Source organism: Actinoplanes sp. NPDC026619 (assembly GCF_040638295.1).
Classification (GTDB): domain Bacteria; phylum Actinomycetota; class Actinomycetes; order Mycobacteriales; family Micromonosporaceae; genus Actinoplanes.
The window spans coordinates 708,251-723,794 of sequence record NZ_JBEZYA010000001.1; the positions used below are offsets into that span (position 1 = coordinate 708,251).

Consider the following 15,544-nt stretch of genomic DNA (forward strand, 5'->3'; position numbering starts at 1 on the left):
GACAACTGGAGGTCACCTGATGGCTACGGTCCGCCGCCTGGCGTTCGGCCCTCAGGTATGCAGCGGCCTCGACGGCGCCGCCCGGGAATGGCTGGTACCCGACGGGTGCGGCGGCTATGCCATGGGCACGGTCAGCGGTCTGCGCACCCGCCGTTACCACGGCCTGCTGGTCGTCGCCTCGCCCGAGGGCCCGGCCGCCCGCAAGCTCGGCCTGGCCGCGCTCGACCCGGTGCTGACCCTCCCGTCGGGCAGGTCGGTGCGACTCGGCACGCATGAGTGGGCGGACGGGACGATCGCCCCACGCGGGCACGAACTCCTCGCCGGTTTCGAGCTCGTCGACGGCCTCCCCCGCTGGCGCTGGCGCATCGGCGACATCGTGATCGAACGCGAGCTCGCCATGGCGCACGGCCGGCCCGCGGTCGCCGTCGTGCACCGCCTGCTCACCGGCGGCCCGGTCAGCCTATCCCTGGAAGCCCTGGTCACCTGGCGGGACGCCCACACCGAACGGACGGCGGGCGGTCCGCCGCCGGTCGTCGAGCCGGTCGAGGGCGGGTGCGTGGTCGAGGGGGCGTACCGCTTGCGCGGCCCGGAATTCCGCACTCGGGGCGCGTGGTGGCGCGGGGTGCGGCACCGCGCCGAGGCGGCCCGCGGGCTCCCACCGACAGAGGATTTCTGGTACGCCGGGAGCTTCCATGCCGAGCTGCGCCAGCCCGGTTCGACGGCTTCGGTGTCGGCCTGGGCCGCGGAGCTCGGCGAACCGCCGCCGCCCGCCACCGAGGTCGTGAAGGCCGCCCGGCAGCGCAACCGGGCCGTGGTCGCCGCCGCCTGCCCCGCCGACGACGCGCAGGCCACCCTGGCGCTCGCCGCGGACTCGTTCATCGTGCGCACCGCCGCCGGCCCGGACGTGGTGGCCGGCTATCCGTGGTTCGGCGCCTGGTCACGCGACACGATGCTGAGCTACGAGGGCCTGTTCCTCACCACCAACCGCGCCGCCGAGGGCCGCGAGCTGCTCCGGTCGTACGCGTCCACGCTGTCCGAAGGCATGCTGGCCAACACCGCCGACACCGGCAGCGTGGAGTACAACACGGCCGACGGCACGCTGTGGTTCCTGCACGCGGCCGGCCGGCACGTGGCCGGCACCGGCGATTTCGACCTGGCCGCCGAGCTGCTGCCGGCGATGCTCGACGTGATCGACCAGCACCTCGCGGGCACCCGCTACGGCATCGCCGCCGACCCGGTCGACGGCCTGCTCCGGGCGGGCGCCGACGGTGAGGCGCTGACCTGGATGGACGCCCGCGTCGACGGGGTGCCGATAACCCCGCGGGCAGGCAAGCCGGTCGAGGTCAACGCGCTCTGGATCAACGGCCTGGCCACCGTGATCAAGCTGGCCTGGCAGGCGCGCACCGGCGCCGGGGCGGCGGTCCGGGCCCATCCGGAAGCGCTCGCCGGCTTCGCGCGCCGGTTCCCGGCCCCGACCGGCTGGCTGTACGACGTGGTCGACGGCCCGGCCGGCGACGACCCGGCGATGCGGCCGAACCAGTTGCTGGCCTGGTCGCTGCCGTACGCGCCGCTGCGCCCGGAACCGGCCACCCTGCAGGCCATCGGGTCGGCGCTGATGACCCCGCTGGGGTTGCGCAGCCTCGCTCCCGGCGAACCCGGCTACCAGGGCCGGCACCGGGGCGGCTCGGCGGCGCGGGACACGGCCTACCACACCGGAACGGTCTGGCCCTGGCTCACCGGCCCGTTCGTGCAGTCGTGGCGCCGGCTCGGCGTCGACGCCGACCAGACCATCTCGGACGCCGACGACCACCTGGGCGAGTACGGCCTGGGCTCGGTCTCGGAGACGGCGGACGGCGACGCGCCGCACGGCGGGACCGGCTGCCCGTTCCAGGCGTGGTCGGTGGCCGAGACCCTGCGCGCCCGCCGCCTCTAATCGGTGTCGTTGCCGTTGTTGTTGCCGTTGTTGTCGTTGCCGTTGGAGGTCGGTTCGGTGCCCTGCGGAGTGCTGGTCGGTTTCGTCGGCGGAGGCGGCGAGGTCGGTTCATAGGTGACCGGCGCGGACGTGGGGCGCCGACGGGTGGGCCTGGTCGTCGGCTTCTTCGTCTCCTGCCCGGCGGTCGGCGTCGGGGTGGCCGTCGCGGTCGTCACGGTGGGCGACGGCAGCGCGGTGGAACTGCCCGGGGGTCGCAGCGCGTACAGCACGCCGCCCTCACCCACCGCGTAGAGCCCGGCCTCGTCACCACGGACCGCCGCCGAGAAGTGGTCACCGGTCCGCGACTCCCACAGCGTCTTCCCGGTGGCCGCGTCCAGCCCGGCGATCCGCCCGTCCGGGAAGGTGACGTCGACCTCACCGGCCCGCACCAGCGGGAAGCCGGCCCCGCCCGCCCCCGGGACCAGCCACCGCCGCTCGCCGGTGACCGCGTCCCAGGCGCCCACCGACCCGTCCGCGCCCGCCCCGAACACCACGCCGTCGGACGCATAGATCCTGGTCAGAGTCGTACCCTCGGCCCTGATCTCGGCCAGCACCCGGCCGTCGGCGACCCGCACGCAACGCGCCGTCCCGGCCTCGAGCGCCACGCAGGCGGCGTCCCCGGCCGGCACCGGCCCGCCGCTCGCGACGCCCACCTGCGCCTTCCACAACTCGGCGCCGCCGCTGCTCGCCCCGAAGAGCCGCCCGTCGGAGCCGGCGACCACGACCACGTCGCCGATCACCGTCGGCGGATAGCTGATCTCCGCGGCCCACACCCGCCACCGCCCGTGCCCCTCGGCATATTTGTAGGCGTAGAGCACCCCGTCCTTGCCACCCACGAACACCCGCTCGGCGTCGGCGAAGGGCCGCGCCACGACCGGGTTGCCGGTGTTGCGATGCCAGAGCTCGGTCCCCTTGGCCCCGTCCACGGCATAGACCCCACCGTCCCCGGTGACGGCGTAGACAACCCCGCCGACCACCCGGGTGGAGGCCCGCAGCCCGTCCCCGAGGTGCAGCTCCCAGGCCTTGCCCCCGTCGCTGCGCCGATAGGCCCGCAGCGTCCCGTCCTGCCCACTGACGAAGACCAGCTCGGCGCCGACGGCCGGCGGCTCACCGGCCCCGACCCCGGTCGCGGCCTTCCAGACCACCGGCACGCCGGCCACCGCCGCCGACCCGCCGCCGCCGGGCTCCCCCGCCCCGGCCGGCGCGTCCCCGCCCTTGGGCCAGACCGCGATCGCGGTAACCGCGGCCACGATGACAAGCACCGCCGCGAACCCCCCGATGATCGGCCACTTGACCGACCGCTTCCTCCCCCCGCCCGCGCCCCAGGCCCCCGCCGCGGTGTCGACCGGCGACGCGTTCATCGGCGCCGCCTCCGGCGGCCACGCCCCCACGGCAGCAACCCCGGCCCCGGGCCGCAGTCCCCCGGCCGAATGCCCGGCGGCACCGGCCGGTGCCGCCTGCGCAGCCCCCGCAGGCGGCGCGGCGGAGACGCTTCCGGGCGCAGCGCAGGGAGCACCTCCCTGGGCCGGAGCACTTGCGGCCGAGCCAAACGAAACACCGCCCACCGGCACAGGTCCACTCCCGCCCGGCGACGCGAACGAAGAGCTTCCGGGCGGTGCAGCGGAAGCACCTCGGTGGGAGCCGGAAGGAACACCTCCGGAATGGCCGGCGGCGCCTCCAGGCGTGCCGAAGGACGCCCCTCCGGGCGGCACGGAAGAAACACCTCCGTGGGAGCCGGGAGAAACACCTCCGGAATGGCCGGCGGCGCCTCCAGGCGTCCCGAAGGACGCCCCTCCGAGCGGCACGGAAGAAACACCTCCGTGGGAGCCGGGAGAAACACCTCCGGAATGGCCGGCGGCGCCTCCAGGCGTGCCGAAGGCGCCGCCGGCCGGCGGCGCGGAAGAGTCGCCTCCCGGGAAGGCGGAAGGATTGCTGCCGGCCTGGACAGAAGCAGCACCACTGGCCGAGCCGAAGCTGTCGCCGCCGGGCGGGGCGGAGATCGGGCCGCCGGGCGGCGGTGCCGCTCGCTGGTGCGGGAACGCGCCGGAGGAAGCGGCGTCGCTGTCGTGGGCGGGCACGTGTGCCGAACCGGAAACTCGCGCCGGCGGCGCGGCGGCGGCCGGCGGCCCTCCTGCCGCGGCGGCAGCGGCGCGGCTGCCCTGGGTGGCGGTGCGGCCCGGTGGGATCGGGATGTGGCCGGCCGGGGCGGGCGGGCGGTGGGAGCCGGCGATTCGTGGTGGGGTAGGTGCGGCCGGGGTGGCGGGTTCGCGCAGGCTGCCCGCGGGGCCGCTCAGGCGGGCGGCGCCGAGGGCGATGCCCAGCTCGGGCTGTTCGTCGGCGGCGACGGGGCAGCCGAACGCCTCCGAGACCAGCGAGCCGACCAACGGGATCCGGGACGAGCCGCCGGCCAGGACGATGCAGCTCAGGTCGGACGGGTCGGCCCCGGCGGAGCGCAACGCGCGCTCGACGGCCGCGACGGTGTCGGCCAGGGCCGGGGCGATCATCGCCTCGAACTCGGAGCGGTGCAGGCGCACCCGGGTGTGCAGGCGGGGCAGGGCGACGCCGATCTCGGCCTCGGTGTCGAAGGACAGGCTCTCCTTGGCCTCCACGCAGTCGCAGCGCAACCGGGTCAGCGCCTCGGTCACCGCCGGATCGGCGAGGTCCATCCCGGCCAGGGCCGGGCCGAGTTGCTCGCGGACGTACTCGAGGATCGCCTCGTCGAAGTCGATGCCACCCAACTGCTCGACGCCCTGCGGCTCGCCCCGGATCTCGAAGCCGTCCGCGGTCTTGCGCAGCACCGCCGCGTCGAAGGTGCCGCCGCCCAGGTCGTACACCGCAATGGTTTCGCCGACCGCGACCCGCGCCGTGCCCGCGTAGCGCACCGCGGCGGCCTCCGGTTCCGTCCGGAGGGTCGTCTGTGGCAGGTCGGCGAGCTGCGCCGCCTGCATGAGCAGCTCCCGTTTGTACGGTCCCCAGTTGGCCGGGTGAGTGAGCACGATCCGGGCGGGCGGCCCGCCCTGCCCGCCGGCCACCGTGGCCACGACGTGGCGCAGCAGCCGCGCGGTGATCGCGTGCGCCGACATCGGCGTGCCACCGAGCATGATCGGCACCGGATCGCCCAGCCGGCGCTTGAACTCACGCGCCAGCCGCGTCGCCTCGCCCTCGCCCCGGCGCTGCGCGGCGTCGCCGACCAGCACTTCCCCGTCGGCGCGCAGGAACACCACCGAGGGCATCTCCGGCCCGCGCCCACCGAGCCGGACAGTCTCGATCTCACCGCCCACATTGATCGCGGCAGCGGTGTACGTCGTACCGAGATCGACCCCGAGGCCGTACTCAACCATCCCCCGGATGTTAGGTGCGCCACAGCCTCCGCCGGAACGCTCCGCACAGAAGCCGACACCGTCAGTCGGACAGTTCCGCCCGTTCGGGTGCCCCCGTCAGAGATCGGCGCGGCGGCGCCGCAGGTGTTCGCGTTCCGGCTCGGTGCGGACCAGCGCCAGCGCCTCGTCGAAGGCCGCGGCCGCCTCCGGACGGCGGCCGAGCCGGGCGAGCAGTTCGGCGCGGACCGCGGGCAGCAGGTGGTTGTCGCGCACGGCCAGGCCGTCCAGAAGGGACAGCGCGGCCTCGGGCGCGCCGGACTCGGCGACCGCCACCGCCCGGTTGAGGCGAACCACCGGCGACGGGTCGCGGCGTTCCAGCTCGGCGTAGAGGTGGGCGATGCGCGGCCAGTCGGTGGGCGGCGGTTTCGCGTGCTCGGCGGCGATCAGGGCCTGCAGGTGGTATTCGCCGGCCATCGGCACCGCCTCGAGCAGGTCGAGCAGGCCGACGCCGCGGGCGATCTCGTCGTGCCGCCAGCGGGAACGGTCCTGGTCGGGCAGCAGCACCAGGGCGCCGTCCGGCGCCGTCCGGGCATCCCGCCGGGCGTGTTGCAGCAGCATCAGCGCGAGCAGGGCGAGCGTGCGCGGCTCGCCCGGCAGCAACTCACCGATCAGGTAGGCGAGCCGGATCGCCTCGCCGGCCAGCCGCGGCCGGGTCAGCTCGGCGCCGGCCGTCGCGCGATAGCCCTCGGTGAAGATCAGGTAGATCACCTTGAGCACCACGTCGAGCCGGGCCGGCAGGTCGGCCGCCGACGGCGCGCGCAGCGGGATGCCGGCGACCGCCATCTTCGCCTTGGCCCGGGTCAGGCGCGCGGCCATCGTCGGCTCGCTGACCAGGAACAGCCGGGCGATCTCGGCGGTGGTCAGGCCGGCCACGAAGCGCAGCATGAGCGCGGCCCGCGCGTCCGGCCGCAGCGCCGGGTGACAGCAGGCGAAGAGCAGCCGCAATCGCTCGTCGGGAACGTCACCGTCGACACCTTCGTCGTCGGCCCGCTCGGCACCGGCGCCGGGCGGCGCCGGATCGGCGATCAGCAGCGGCAGGCGCCGGGCGTCGGCTTCCTCCCGGCGTACGCGATCGAGCGCCCGCCGGTAAGCCGCCGTCCACAGCCAGGCCGCCGGGCGCTCCGGCACACCCTGCGCGGGCCACACCCGGGCGGCCGCCACGAACGCGTCCTGCAGGCTGTCCTCGGCCACGTCGAAGCGGCGCAGCCGGGTGACCAGCAGGGCGAGCAGGCGTGACCACTCGTCGCGGTACGCCTGCTCGACGGCCTGCTCCGGGTTCAGTTGCCCATCTCCGGGTGCATCACGACCGGCCGCACCTCGACGATCGGCTCGGGCAGTTGCCGGGCGATCTCCAGCGCCGCGTCCAGGTCGGGCGCGTCGATCAGGTAGAAGCCACCCATCTGCTCGGCGGTCTCCGCGTACGGCCCGTCGGTGGTGCCGACCGCGTCGCCGCTGTTGCGCACGGTGGTGGCGGTGCGGGCCGAGGCGAGCTCCTGGCCGCCGGGCAGCAGGGCGCCGCGCTCCCGCAGCATCGCCATGAACCGGCCGTGCCGCTCGTGGTTCTCCTGCGCCTCCTTCTCGTCCCGCGACTCCCAGGCCTTCTCGTTTCCGTAGATCAGCAGCGCGTAGTGCATGGAAATCTCCCTCCCGGGCGCCGCCCTCTGCGACGCCGGCGAAGTGATGACGCCGTGGCCCACCCGTTCTCGACAAACCCGTAAGAAAAATCGGCGAGAATCCCGCAAGAGTGAATCCCGCCCGCGGAACCCCCAGCCCACGCCCCCGCGGAGCCCGCAGCGGCGGCCTCCGCGGGAGGCTCACGCCAGCCAGCCGGGGCGGATCAGGCCGGCCTCGTAGGCGAAGACGACCAGCTGGGCGCGGTCGCGGGCGGCCAGCTTGATCATGGAGCGGCTCACGTGGGTCTTGGCGGTGGCCGGGCTGATCACCAGCCGGGCGGCGATCTCGTCGTTGGACAGGCCCTCGGCGACCAGGACGAGGACCTCCCGCTCGCGGTCGGTCAGGGCGTCGAGCAGCGCGGGCGGAGCCGCCGGCCGGGACTGGGCCTGAATCCCGGCGAACTCGCCGATCACCCGGCGGGTCACGCTCGGCGACAGCAGGGCGTCGCCGGCCGCCACCGCCCGGATCCCGCGGAGCAGCTCGACCGGCTCGGTGTCCTTCACCAGGAAGCCGGAGGCGCCCCCGCGCAGGGCCTCGAAAACGTATTCATCGAGCTCGAACGTCGTCAGGATCACCACCCGCGTCTCGGACAGGCCGGGGTCGGCGGCGATCCGCTTGGTCGCCTCGAGCCCGTCGACGCCGGGCATCCGGATGTCCATCAGCACCACGTCGGGGTGGGTCTGCTGGGCCTGTCTGACCGCTTCCAGGCCGTCGGCCGCCTCGGCCACCACCGTGATGTCGGGCTCGGCGTTGAGCAGCGCCCGGAACCCGGCCCGCAGCAGGGCCTGGTCGTCGGCCAGCAACACGGTGATCACGATGGGCTCCCGTTGTCGAGGGTGGCGTCGGGGGTGGGCAGCAGGACCGAGACCAGGAAGCCGCCGTCGACCGGCCCGGCCTCCACGCTGCCACCGAGAGTCTGCGCCCGCTCACGCATCCCGGCGATCCCGGTGCCCTCGCCGTCGGCGGAGCTCGCCCCGGCCGCCGGATCAGCCGGGCCCTCGTTGCGGATGGCCAGGTGCAGGGCGGTCGGGAGGTAGTCGACGGCGATCGACGCGGTGGCGCCCGGGCCGGCGTGCTTGCGCACGTTGGTCAGCGCCTCCTGGACGATCCGGTAGGCGGCCCGGTCGACCTCGGGCGGCAGCGGCCGCTCGTCGCCGGTGACCTTGGTGGTGATCGGCAGGCCGGCATCGGCGGTGAGGTCGTCGAGGCGGCTCAGGCCGAGAGCGGGCTGCCGCGGGGCGGCCTCGTTTTCCGCGCGCAGGATGTCGAGCACCGCGCGGACCTCGCGCAGCGCCTCGGACGACGCCGTCTTGATCGCGGCGAGCGCCTCGCGGGCCTGCTCCGGCTGCTTCTCCATCAGGTGCAGGCCGACACCGGCCTGCACGTTGATCAGCGACAGGTGGTGGCCGAGCACGTCGTGCAGCTCGCGGGCCATCCGCAGCCGCTCCTCCGACGCCTGGCGGCGCTCCTGCTCGTCCTTGGCCCGCGCCCGCTCGGCCCGCGCCTTCATCACCTCGGCCATGTGCTCGGAGCGGACCTTCGCGGCGCCGCCCAGGAAGATCAGCACCACCATGGCGGCGGCCAGCAGCACGGCCTCGCGCGGGCCGGGGCGGACGAAGTCGGGCATGCCGAACCGGTGACTGAACGCCCAGCAGACCGTGAAATAGGCCGCGAAGGACGCGGCGGCGGCGATCATGGCGGCCCGCGGCCGGCCCAGCCGGGCCAGGTTGAACAGGGCGAACGCGGGGGCCACCGCATAGGTCCAGCGCGGGCTGGCCCAGGTGGCGAAGCCGATCGAGGAGGCCGCGGCGATCATGAAGACCACGACCGGGAAGTGCTTGCGGGCCACCAGCGCCGCCGGGCCGATCAGCAGCACCGCCCCCATCCACCGGGTCATCGGGTGCCAGGTGACGTCGTCGGCCCCCATCGCCTGGATGAAGCCCGCGACGACGGCCGCGCCGGGGTGCGCCCAGCCGCGCCGGCGGAACCGGCCGGCACGGCGGTCCTCCCGCCACGGCGGTCCCCACGGCTGCGTCTGATCCATGCGGCCGAAGCTACGGCACCGAAGCGGCCGGGACATCGGAGCTGGGTCTGAGGCGCGGCTACCACCAGGGGCGTAGGCGGCGGTACGGGACTGCCCCCGGCGGCGTACGCGCACGGGTTCGGAAGGCCCGGAAGCCGCCCGGAAGATGCGACCCCGGGCCGACGCCGCGGCGCGGCGAAAGGCCGACTCTGGAGACACGACCCCACGAGGAGGACACCGTGAATCCCAACGAAGGCCCGGCCCGCATGCGAACCTCCGACTCCGAGCGCGAGCAGATCGCCGAGTTCCTGCGCGCCGCGATGACCGAGGGCCGACTGACCCTCCAGGAGGGCGAGGAGCGCCTGACCGCGACGTACGCCGCAAAATATCGCGATGAGCTGGGGCCGCTGACGAAAGATCTCCCCGGCGCGAGCCCGCGGACGATGGCCGAGGTCCGTGGGCCGGAGGCCCGGCTCGCGACACGCCGGTCGCTGCGCCGGCACACCAGCTTCGTGCTGATCGCCGCCGGCATCCTGACCGGGCTGTGGATGCTGTCCGGAGCGCAGTTCTTCTGGCCGGCCATCCCGTTGGTCTTCCTGGTCATGGGCCTGGTGCGGCACGCCCGCTGGGGCCACTACGAGCGCCGCTTCCACTACGCCCACCGGGTGGCGCCGTGGAACGCGCCCGAGTGGCGCTGACTCCACAGTGGACTGACGGTCGTTGAAAGCCCCTCCCCGCTCTGCGAAAGTGTGCGGCGGGGAGGGACAACACAACATGATGGGACCGTCGCACGCCCTTTCGGGGGCGGCCGCGTGGCTGGCCGGCTCCTGGGCGCTGGACCATTTCGCCGGTTACGGGCAGTCGCCCCTGGCGGTCGCGGTGGGCGCCACGGTCTGCGCGGGCGGCGCGCTGCTGCCCGACCTCGACCTGTCCGGCAAGGTCACCCGCAACCAGGGCGGCGCCACCGTGGCCCGCACGTTCGGGGTGTTCTCCCTGTTCGCGGCCGAGGTGATCGAGAAGATCTCGCTCGGCATCTACACCGCGACCCGACTCCGCCGCGACCCGCGGCGCAACAACGGGCACCGCACGTTCACCCACACGCTGCCGTTCGCGGCCCTGGTCGGCTGGGGCACCACGGCGCTGGCCACGCACTACGGCAAGTGGGCCGTGCTGGGCATCATCTTCTTCATGGCCGGTCTCGCGCTGCGCGGCCTGTTCGACGAGTGGGCCGAGCGGGCCGGCTGGCTGATCGTGACGATCTGCTCGGCCGTGATCGCCTGGCTGACCGCCGGCAACCTGCCCGGCGACCGCGGTTACCCGATGCTCGGCTTCGCGGTCGGCGTGGGCTGCGTCATGCACCTGCTCGGCGACATCATCACCTCGGCCGGCGTGCCGATCCTGTGGCCGATACCGGTCGGCCGGCGGATGTGGCGGATGGTCGGCGTGCCCAACGGGATGGCCGTCCGGGTCGGCGGCAAGGTCGAGACGATCGTGCTGCGCACCGCGTTCACCCTGATCGCGGTCGTGGCGATCGCCGCGATGTTCGCCCCGGGCCTGCTGCACCGCTTCGAGTTCGAGACATCGGCGGGCAGCGCCCCTTAGCCCTTCCTGTAGGCCGCCCGGCTGGCCTCGATCGCCGGCACGTTCTCGATCGCCCAGCCGGCCAGGGCCAGCGCCGGCTTCAGCAGGCTGCGGCCGGTCACGGTCAATGCGTACTCCACCCGGGGTGGCACCTCGGCGTGCACGGTGCGCGAGACCAGCCCGTCGCGCTCCAGGTTGCGGAGGGTCAAGGTCAGCATCCGCTGGGAGATGCCCGGGATCTTGTGGTGGAGCTCCTTGAAGCGCAGCGTGCCCTCCTCGAGGGTGGCCACCACCAGCAGGGTCCACTTGTTGCAGATCTGGTCGAGGATCGCCCGCAGCGTCTTGCCGCCGTCCCCGCGGATCATGCAACTGTGCACGTACTTCATGGCCACCGCCTGTTCGTCAGGCACATGAATGTGCCTTTTGTAAATGCTTCTTGAGTACCCCATCATGTGGTTACTTACTGATCGTAACCAAGGGACAGCCATGGAAATCACCTACTGGATCGTCGCCGGCCTCCTCGCCGTCTTCTACCTCTTCGCCGGCGTCCAGAAGGTCAGCCAGAGCCAGGAGAAGCTGCGGCCGATGATGGGCTGGGTCGACCAGATCCCGATGCCGGTCGTCCGGCTGATCGGCACGCTGGAGATCCTCGGCGCGCTCGGGCTGATCCTGCCCCCGCTGACCGGCATCGCGGCCGGCCTCGCCCTCGCCGCGGCGATCGGCCTGGTCCTGGTCCAGGTCGGTGGCCTGATCGTGCACCTGCGCCGCGGCGAGACGAGCGTGCTCTGGCTCAACGCCGTCCTGCTGATCGTCGCGGCCGTAACCGCCTGGCTGGCAACGGTCTGGTTCTAGAGAGAGCTTCGGTGGTCCGCCGGGAGGGTGTCGGGGCCGGGCCCGCCCGTAGCGGGCGCGCGGAGGGTGGGCTGCACCTGCCGGGACCGACTGGCACGGGAGCAGGGCACCACGTACGCGAAAAAGTGCATGAGAGAAACGCGCGACGCCGCGGCAGGACAGGCCGTTTTCCGGCAAGTAGAGCCTTCGTTGTGCCCGGGAGAGGCCACTTTTCTGGAAATCGGGCCTCCGCAAGCCTCCGGATGACGCGCGGCGCAGGGGAGACGGAAACGGACCTTGACGACGAAACGTGTTTAGACGTCCCGGCGACGGAAACCCAGGAAGGCGGCCAGCAGAGTGGCGGCCACGAACCCGGCCAGCACCGACAGCCCCTCCCACGGACCGAGGGCGGCCGGGTCGGGCACCACCGTCGCGACCCGCAACCCGGCCATCGACGGCCACCACCGGGACACCCAGGCGGCCATCCCGTCCGGCAGCGCCGGCGAGAAGATCGGCACCATCAGCAGCACCACGATGGCGGTGGTCAGGGCGCCGGCCGTGGACCGGATGAGCGCGCCGAGCGCGAGGCCGAACAGCGCCACGATGGTGAGGTAGAGGCCGGCGCCGACGACCGCCCGCACCGGCGCGGGATCCGCGAGCGATGCCGCGGCCACGCCCTCGCCGCGGACCAGCGGCTGGCCGAGCAGGAACGCCGCCAGGCCGCCGGCCCAGCCGATGACCAGCGCCACCACGGTCAGCGTGGCCGCCTTGGCGGCCAGCAGCCGGCTGCGGCCGGGCACCGCGACCAGGCTGGACCGGATGGTGCCGCTCGCGAATTCGCTGCTGATCGTGAGCACACCGAGCACGCAGACGGCGATCTGGGCCAGGAGGATGCCGGAGAGGCTGGCCGCGGTCGGATCGAAGGCATCGCCGTCGGTGTGCCGGGCCCGGGCGTAGGCGAAAAGGCAGCCGAGGCCCGCGGTCAGCACGATCACCGCCACCACCGTCGCGAGCAGCGAGCGCAGCGAGCGGAACTTCACCCATTCGGAGCGGATCGTGGTCATCGGGCACCTCCGGAGAACTCGACGCTCTGCTCGGTCAGCCGCATGAACGTCTGTTCCAGCGAGTCCCGGCGCGGGGTGAGCTCGGTCAGGATCACCTGGTTCGCCAGGGCGAGCCGGCCCACGTCGTACGCCTCGAGTCCGGTGACCACCCAGCTCCCGGCGCCGATCTCGACCGTGCCGCCGGCGGCGCGCAGCGTCGACGCGAAGGCCGGCTCCTCCGCCCGCACCACCAGCCCGGCCGTCGCGCCGTCCAGAAACTCCGACAGCGAGGTGTCCGCGATGAGCCGGCCCCGGCCGATCACCACGAGGTGGTCGGCGGTCAGCTCCATCTCGCTCATCAGGTGGCTGGAGACCACCACCGTGCGCCCCTCGGCGGCCAGGTCCCGCATCAGCGTGCGCACCCAGGCGATGCCGCTCGGATCGAGGCCGTTGACCGGCTCGTCGAAGAGCAGCACGGGCGGATCGCCGAGCAGCGCGCCGGCGATGCCGAGCCGCTGGCTCATGCCGAGCGAATAGGTGCCGGCCTTCTTGCCGGCCACCGCGGTGAGCCCGACCAGGCCGAGGACCTCGTCGACCCGGCGGCGCGGCAGGCCGTTGCTGACGGCCAGGGCGAGCAGGTGGTTGCGGCCGGTCCGGCCCGGGTGGACGGCCCGCGCGTCGAGGAGGGCGCCGACCTCGCGCATCGGCGCCTCGATCGCGGTGAAACCACGGCCGCCGACCAGCGCCCGGCCGGCCGTCGGGCGCTGCAGGCCGAGCGTCATCAGCATGGTGGTGGTCTTGCCGGCGCCGTTCGGGCCGAGGAAGCCGGTGACCTGGCCCGGCCGGAACGTGCAGGTCAAATCGTCGACCGCGGTGGCAGCGCCGAAGCGTTTGGTGAGTCCGCGCAGTTCAATCATGCCGCCGAGGGTGTCGCCGGCGGCTGCGAATCCGGTCAGAGGTTCTGGGAGTCCGCTGTGGGCAGCACGATCCGGAACGTCGCCCCGGACCCGTCGGACGTGGCGGTCAACCGGCCGCCGTGCGCCGTGACGAGCGAGTGGACGATGGCGAGCCCGAGGCCGGCGCCCGCGCGGCTGGCCCGGCTCCGGGACGCGTCGCCCCGTACGAACCGGTCGAAGATCGCCAGATCGGACGGGAAACCGGGACCGCTGTCCGCGATCTCCAGGACCGATGCGCCGCCGACCCGGCCGACACCGATCCGGACCGGCGCGTCCGGCGGGGTGTGCGCGTGCACGTTGCCTGCCAGGTTGACGACCACCTGGCGCAGCCGGGCCTCGTCGCCGTGGACCGGCGCGGCCGTCGCTTCGCCGGCCCCGCCCGGACCGGTGATCCGCACCGGCCGCACCGGGTCGAGGGCCAGCAGGTCGGCACGGGCCGACGCGGCCAGGGTGCGCAGGTCCATCGGCGCGCGATCCAGGACCGGCTCGGTCTCGTCCATCCGGGCCAGCAGCAACAGGTCCTCGACCAGCGCCGCGAGCCGGCCGGCCTCGGTGTCGATGCGCCGCAGGGCCTGTTCCGGGTCGCCGCCACCGCCCATCAGGTGCAGCTCCGTGGAGCCCTTGATGCCGAACAGCGGGGTGCGCAGCTCGTGGCTGACGTCGGCGACGAAACGGCGCATCCGCGCCTCCGACGCGGTGCGGGCCGCGAAGGCGCGGTCCAGCTGGGCGATCATGCCGTTGAGCGCGCCGGTGAGCCGGGCGATCTCGGTGCCGGGCGGCCCGGCGGCGGGGATGCGGTGGGTGAGATCGCCAGCCGCGATGGCAATGGCGGTGCTTTCGATCGTCCGCAGCGGGCGCAGCCCCCGGCGCACCGCGAACCAGCCGGCCGCGGCCAGGAATAGCACCAGGACCAGGCCGGTGATCGTGCAGACCAGCCGGAGCCGGCCGACCGTGTCCTGCACACCGGCCAGGTTCCCGGCCACCGCGACCGTCCCGCGCCCGGCGGGGCGCGGGACGGTCGCCACCCGCCAGCGCGAACCGCCGGTGCCGCTGACCTCGGCGGCGGGGTCCGGCCCGAGGCGGGCCGACTCGGTGCCGCTGTGGGCGGTGCTCTGGACCTGGCCGGCGGCCGAGAAATAGGTGACGGTCACCTCCAGATCGCTGATCTGGGTGCCCGGAACTCCGGCGAAGAGCGCCGGATCGAACCGGGACAGGATCTGGGCGAGCTGGGCCAGTTGCCGGTCCACCCGTTCCACGAGGTTGTGTCGCAGCACCCCGACGACGACCACGTCGCTCGCCACGATCCCGGCCACCAGCAGCATCGTCGTGATCAGCAGGAGCCGGCCGCGGAGCCCTCTCATCGCCGCTCTCTCATCGCCGTGGGACCCGCAGCACGTAACCGGCGCCGTGCACGGTGTGGATCAGCTTGGGCGCGACCGTGTCGACCTTGCGGCGCAGGTAGCTGACGTACGTGTCGACGATGCTGGTGTCGCCCGCGAAGTCGTACCGCCAGACCAGCTCGAGGATCTCCGGCTTCCCCACGATCCGCCCGGCGTTGGTCATCAGGCAGTGCAGCAGCCGGAACTCGGTGGGCGACAACCGCACCGGCTCGCCGGCCCGGGTGACCGAGTGGTCGAGTGGATCGAGGCTGAGGTCACCGACCGTGAGCAGGCCGCCGGCCCGGCGCAGCACGGCGTGGATCCGGGCAATGAGCTCGGGCAGATGGAACGGCTTGGTGACGTAGTCGTCGCCGCCCAGGGTCAGGCCGTTGACCTTGTCCTCGGGGGCGTCCCGGGCGCTCAGGAACAACACCGGCACCCGCCGATGGAGCTTGCGCACCACCTCGAAACCGTCCATCCCGGGCAGCATCACGTCCAGCACGATCAGATCGGGCGGGTCGTCGCGGGCCACCCGCACGGCGTCCGCGCCGGTGGCGACCGCGGTGACCACGAAGCCGGCGAACCGCAGCGCGTCGGCGAGCAGGCCGCGCACGGTGTCCTCGTCGTCGACCACGAGCAGTCGGGTGCTCATCGTCGTACTGTCCCGGAGCCGGCTGAGAGCAGCTTGAGAAGGTCTGAGAGAAC

Annotated in this window: 14 protein-coding genes; 4 read left to right on the plus strand and 10 right to left on the minus strand. The window is 73.6% G+C overall.

The annotated features are described in order from the left end of the window. Positions 1 to 19: 19 nt before the first annotated feature. Entirely contained in the window at positions 20 to 1,933 is a 1,914-nt protein-coding gene (locus AB0E90_RS03395; RefSeq protein WP_360398513.1) for an amylo-alpha-1,6-glucosidase, read from the plus strand. Here the strand turns inward: AB0E90_RS03395 and AB0E90_RS03400 are convergent. The 5 genes from AB0E90_RS03400 to AB0E90_RS03420 form a co-directional block, all read right to left on the minus strand. Next, positions 1,930 to 5,313 carry an Hsp70 family protein gene (locus AB0E90_RS03400; RefSeq protein ID WP_360398515.1) on the minus strand — a complete coding sequence of 1,128 codons (3,384 nt, stop codon included), beginning with the start codon at positions 5,311 to 5,313 and terminating at the stop codon, positions 1,930 to 1,932. The genes AB0E90_RS03395 and AB0E90_RS03400 overlap by 4 nt on opposite strands. 96 nt (positions 5,314 to 5,409) lie before the next feature. Then, a complete protein-coding gene (locus AB0E90_RS03405) occupies positions 5,410 to 6,582 on the minus strand; it encodes a sigma-70 family RNA polymerase sigma factor (protein WP_360399420.1) in 1,173 nt (390 codons plus the stop codon). Between the two features lie 47 nt (positions 6,583 to 6,629). Next, entirely contained in the window at positions 6,630 to 6,986 is a 357-nt protein-coding gene (locus AB0E90_RS03410; RefSeq protein WP_360399423.1) for a YciI family protein, read from the minus strand. Positions 6,987 to 7,166: 180 nt separating this feature from the next. Beyond that, on the minus strand, positions 7,167 to 7,841 hold the full coding sequence (locus AB0E90_RS03415) for a response regulator transcription factor (RefSeq protein WP_360398517.1): 675 nt from the start codon (positions 7,839 to 7,841) through the stop codon (positions 7,167 to 7,169). Then, positions 7,838 to 9,070 (minus strand): histidine kinase, encoded by a 1,233-nt coding sequence (locus tag AB0E90_RS03420; protein WP_360398519.1) that lies wholly within the window; start codon positions 9,068 to 9,070, stop codon positions 7,838 to 7,840. The genes AB0E90_RS03415 and AB0E90_RS03420 overlap by 4 nt, the downstream gene beginning before the upstream one ends. Positions 9,071 to 9,288: 218 nt before the next feature. Here AB0E90_RS03420 and AB0E90_RS03425 point away from each other — a divergent pair, with 218 nt between their 5' ends. Further along, positions 9,289 to 9,747: a DUF1707 domain-containing protein gene (locus AB0E90_RS03425; protein ID WP_360398521.1), complete on the plus strand. Its 459-nt coding sequence runs from the start codon at positions 9,289 to 9,291 to the stop codon at positions 9,745 to 9,747. Between the two features lie 76 nt (positions 9,748 to 9,823). Next, entirely contained in the window at positions 9,824 to 10,651 is an 828-nt protein-coding gene (locus AB0E90_RS03430; protein WP_360398523.1) for a metal-dependent hydrolase, read from the plus strand. Here AB0E90_RS03430 and AB0E90_RS03435 read toward each other — a convergent pair. Continuing rightward, complete coding sequence (locus tag AB0E90_RS03435; protein WP_360399426.1) at positions 10,648 to 11,016, minus strand: helix-turn-helix domain-containing protein; 369 nt, start codon at positions 11,014 to 11,016, stop codon at positions 10,648 to 10,650. The two genes, AB0E90_RS03430 and AB0E90_RS03435, sit on opposite strands and share 4 nt — an antisense overlap. A 100-nt stretch (positions 11,017 to 11,116) precedes the next feature. On the opposite strand from AB0E90_RS03435, the gene AB0E90_RS03440 reads away from it, so the two are divergent. After that, the gene (locus tag AB0E90_RS03440) at positions 11,117 to 11,482 is read left to right on the plus strand and encodes a DoxX family protein (RefSeq protein ID WP_360398525.1); all 366 of its coding nucleotides are present in this window, start codon (positions 11,117 to 11,119) and stop codon (positions 11,480 to 11,482) included. A gap of 293 nt (positions 11,483 to 11,775) precedes the next feature. Here AB0E90_RS03440 and AB0E90_RS03445 read toward each other — a convergent pair whose 3' ends face one another. From AB0E90_RS03445 to AB0E90_RS03460, 4 genes are read right to left on the minus strand one after another with little or no spacing between them, the layout of a single operon-like run. Beyond that, positions 11,776 to 12,525, minus strand: coding sequence for an ABC transporter permease (locus tag AB0E90_RS03445; RefSeq protein WP_360398527.1), 750 nt, complete (start codon positions 12,523 to 12,525; stop codon positions 11,776 to 11,778). Then, positions 12,522 to 13,421 carry an ATP-binding cassette domain-containing protein gene (locus AB0E90_RS03450; RefSeq protein WP_360398529.1) on the minus strand — a complete coding sequence of 300 codons (900 nt, stop codon included), beginning with the start codon at positions 13,419 to 13,421 and terminating at the stop codon, positions 12,522 to 12,524. Before AB0E90_RS03450 ends, AB0E90_RS03445 begins: the two co-directional genes overlap by 4 nt. A gap of 35 nt (positions 13,422 to 13,456) precedes the next feature. Next, positions 13,457 to 14,821 carry a HAMP domain-containing sensor histidine kinase gene (locus AB0E90_RS03455; RefSeq protein ID WP_360398531.1) on the minus strand — a complete coding sequence of 455 codons (1,365 nt, stop codon included), beginning with the start codon at positions 14,819 to 14,821 and terminating at the stop codon, positions 13,457 to 13,459. Between the two features lie 10 nt (positions 14,822 to 14,831). Beyond that, positions 14,832 to 15,491, minus strand: coding sequence for a response regulator transcription factor (locus AB0E90_RS03460; protein WP_360398533.1), 660 nt, complete (start codon positions 15,489 to 15,491; stop codon positions 14,832 to 14,834). Positions 15,492 to 15,544: the final 53 nt, after the last annotated feature.

Excerpts from the sequence above, each read along its gene's own strand:
- AB0E90_RS03430 (WP_360398523.1), top strand. The coding sequence starts at position 9,824 with ATGATGGGACCGTCGCACGCCCTTTCGGGGGCGGCCGCGTGGCTGGCC.
- AB0E90_RS03395 (WP_360398513.1), top strand. The coding sequence starts at position 20 with ATGGCTACGGTCCGCCGCCTGGCGTTCGGCCCTCAGGTATGCAGCGGC.
- AB0E90_RS03410 (WP_360399423.1), bottom strand. The coding sequence starts at position 6,986 with ATGCACTACGCGCTGCTGATCTACGGAAACGAGAAGGCCTGGGAGTCG.
- AB0E90_RS03460 (WP_360398533.1), bottom strand. The coding sequence starts at position 15,491 with ATGAGCACCCGACTGCTCGTGGTCGACGACGAGGACACCGTGCGCGGC.
- AB0E90_RS03420 (WP_360398519.1), bottom strand. The coding sequence starts at position 9,070 with ATGGATCAGACGCAGCCGTGGGGACCGCCGTGGCGGGAGGACCGCCGT.
- AB0E90_RS03435 (WP_360399426.1), bottom strand. The coding sequence starts at position 11,016 with ATGAAGTACGTGCACAGTTGCATGATCCGCGGGGACGGCGGCAAGACG.
- AB0E90_RS03440 (WP_360398525.1), top strand. The coding sequence starts at position 11,117 with ATGGAAATCACCTACTGGATCGTCGCCGGCCTCCTCGCCGTCTTCTAC.
- AB0E90_RS03445 (WP_360398527.1), bottom strand. The coding sequence starts at position 12,525 with ATGACCACGATCCGCTCCGAATGGGTGAAGTTCCGCTCGCTGCGCTCG.
- AB0E90_RS03455 (WP_360398531.1), bottom strand. The coding sequence starts at position 14,821 with ATGAGAGGGCTCCGCGGCCGGCTCCTGCTGATCACGACGATGCTGCTG.
- AB0E90_RS03400 (WP_360398515.1), bottom strand. The coding sequence starts at position 5,313 with ATGGTTGAGTACGGCCTCGGGGTCGATCTCGGTACGACGTACACCGCT.
- AB0E90_RS03450 (WP_360398529.1), bottom strand. The coding sequence starts at position 13,421 with ATGATTGAACTGCGCGGACTCACCAAACGCTTCGGCGCTGCCACCGCG.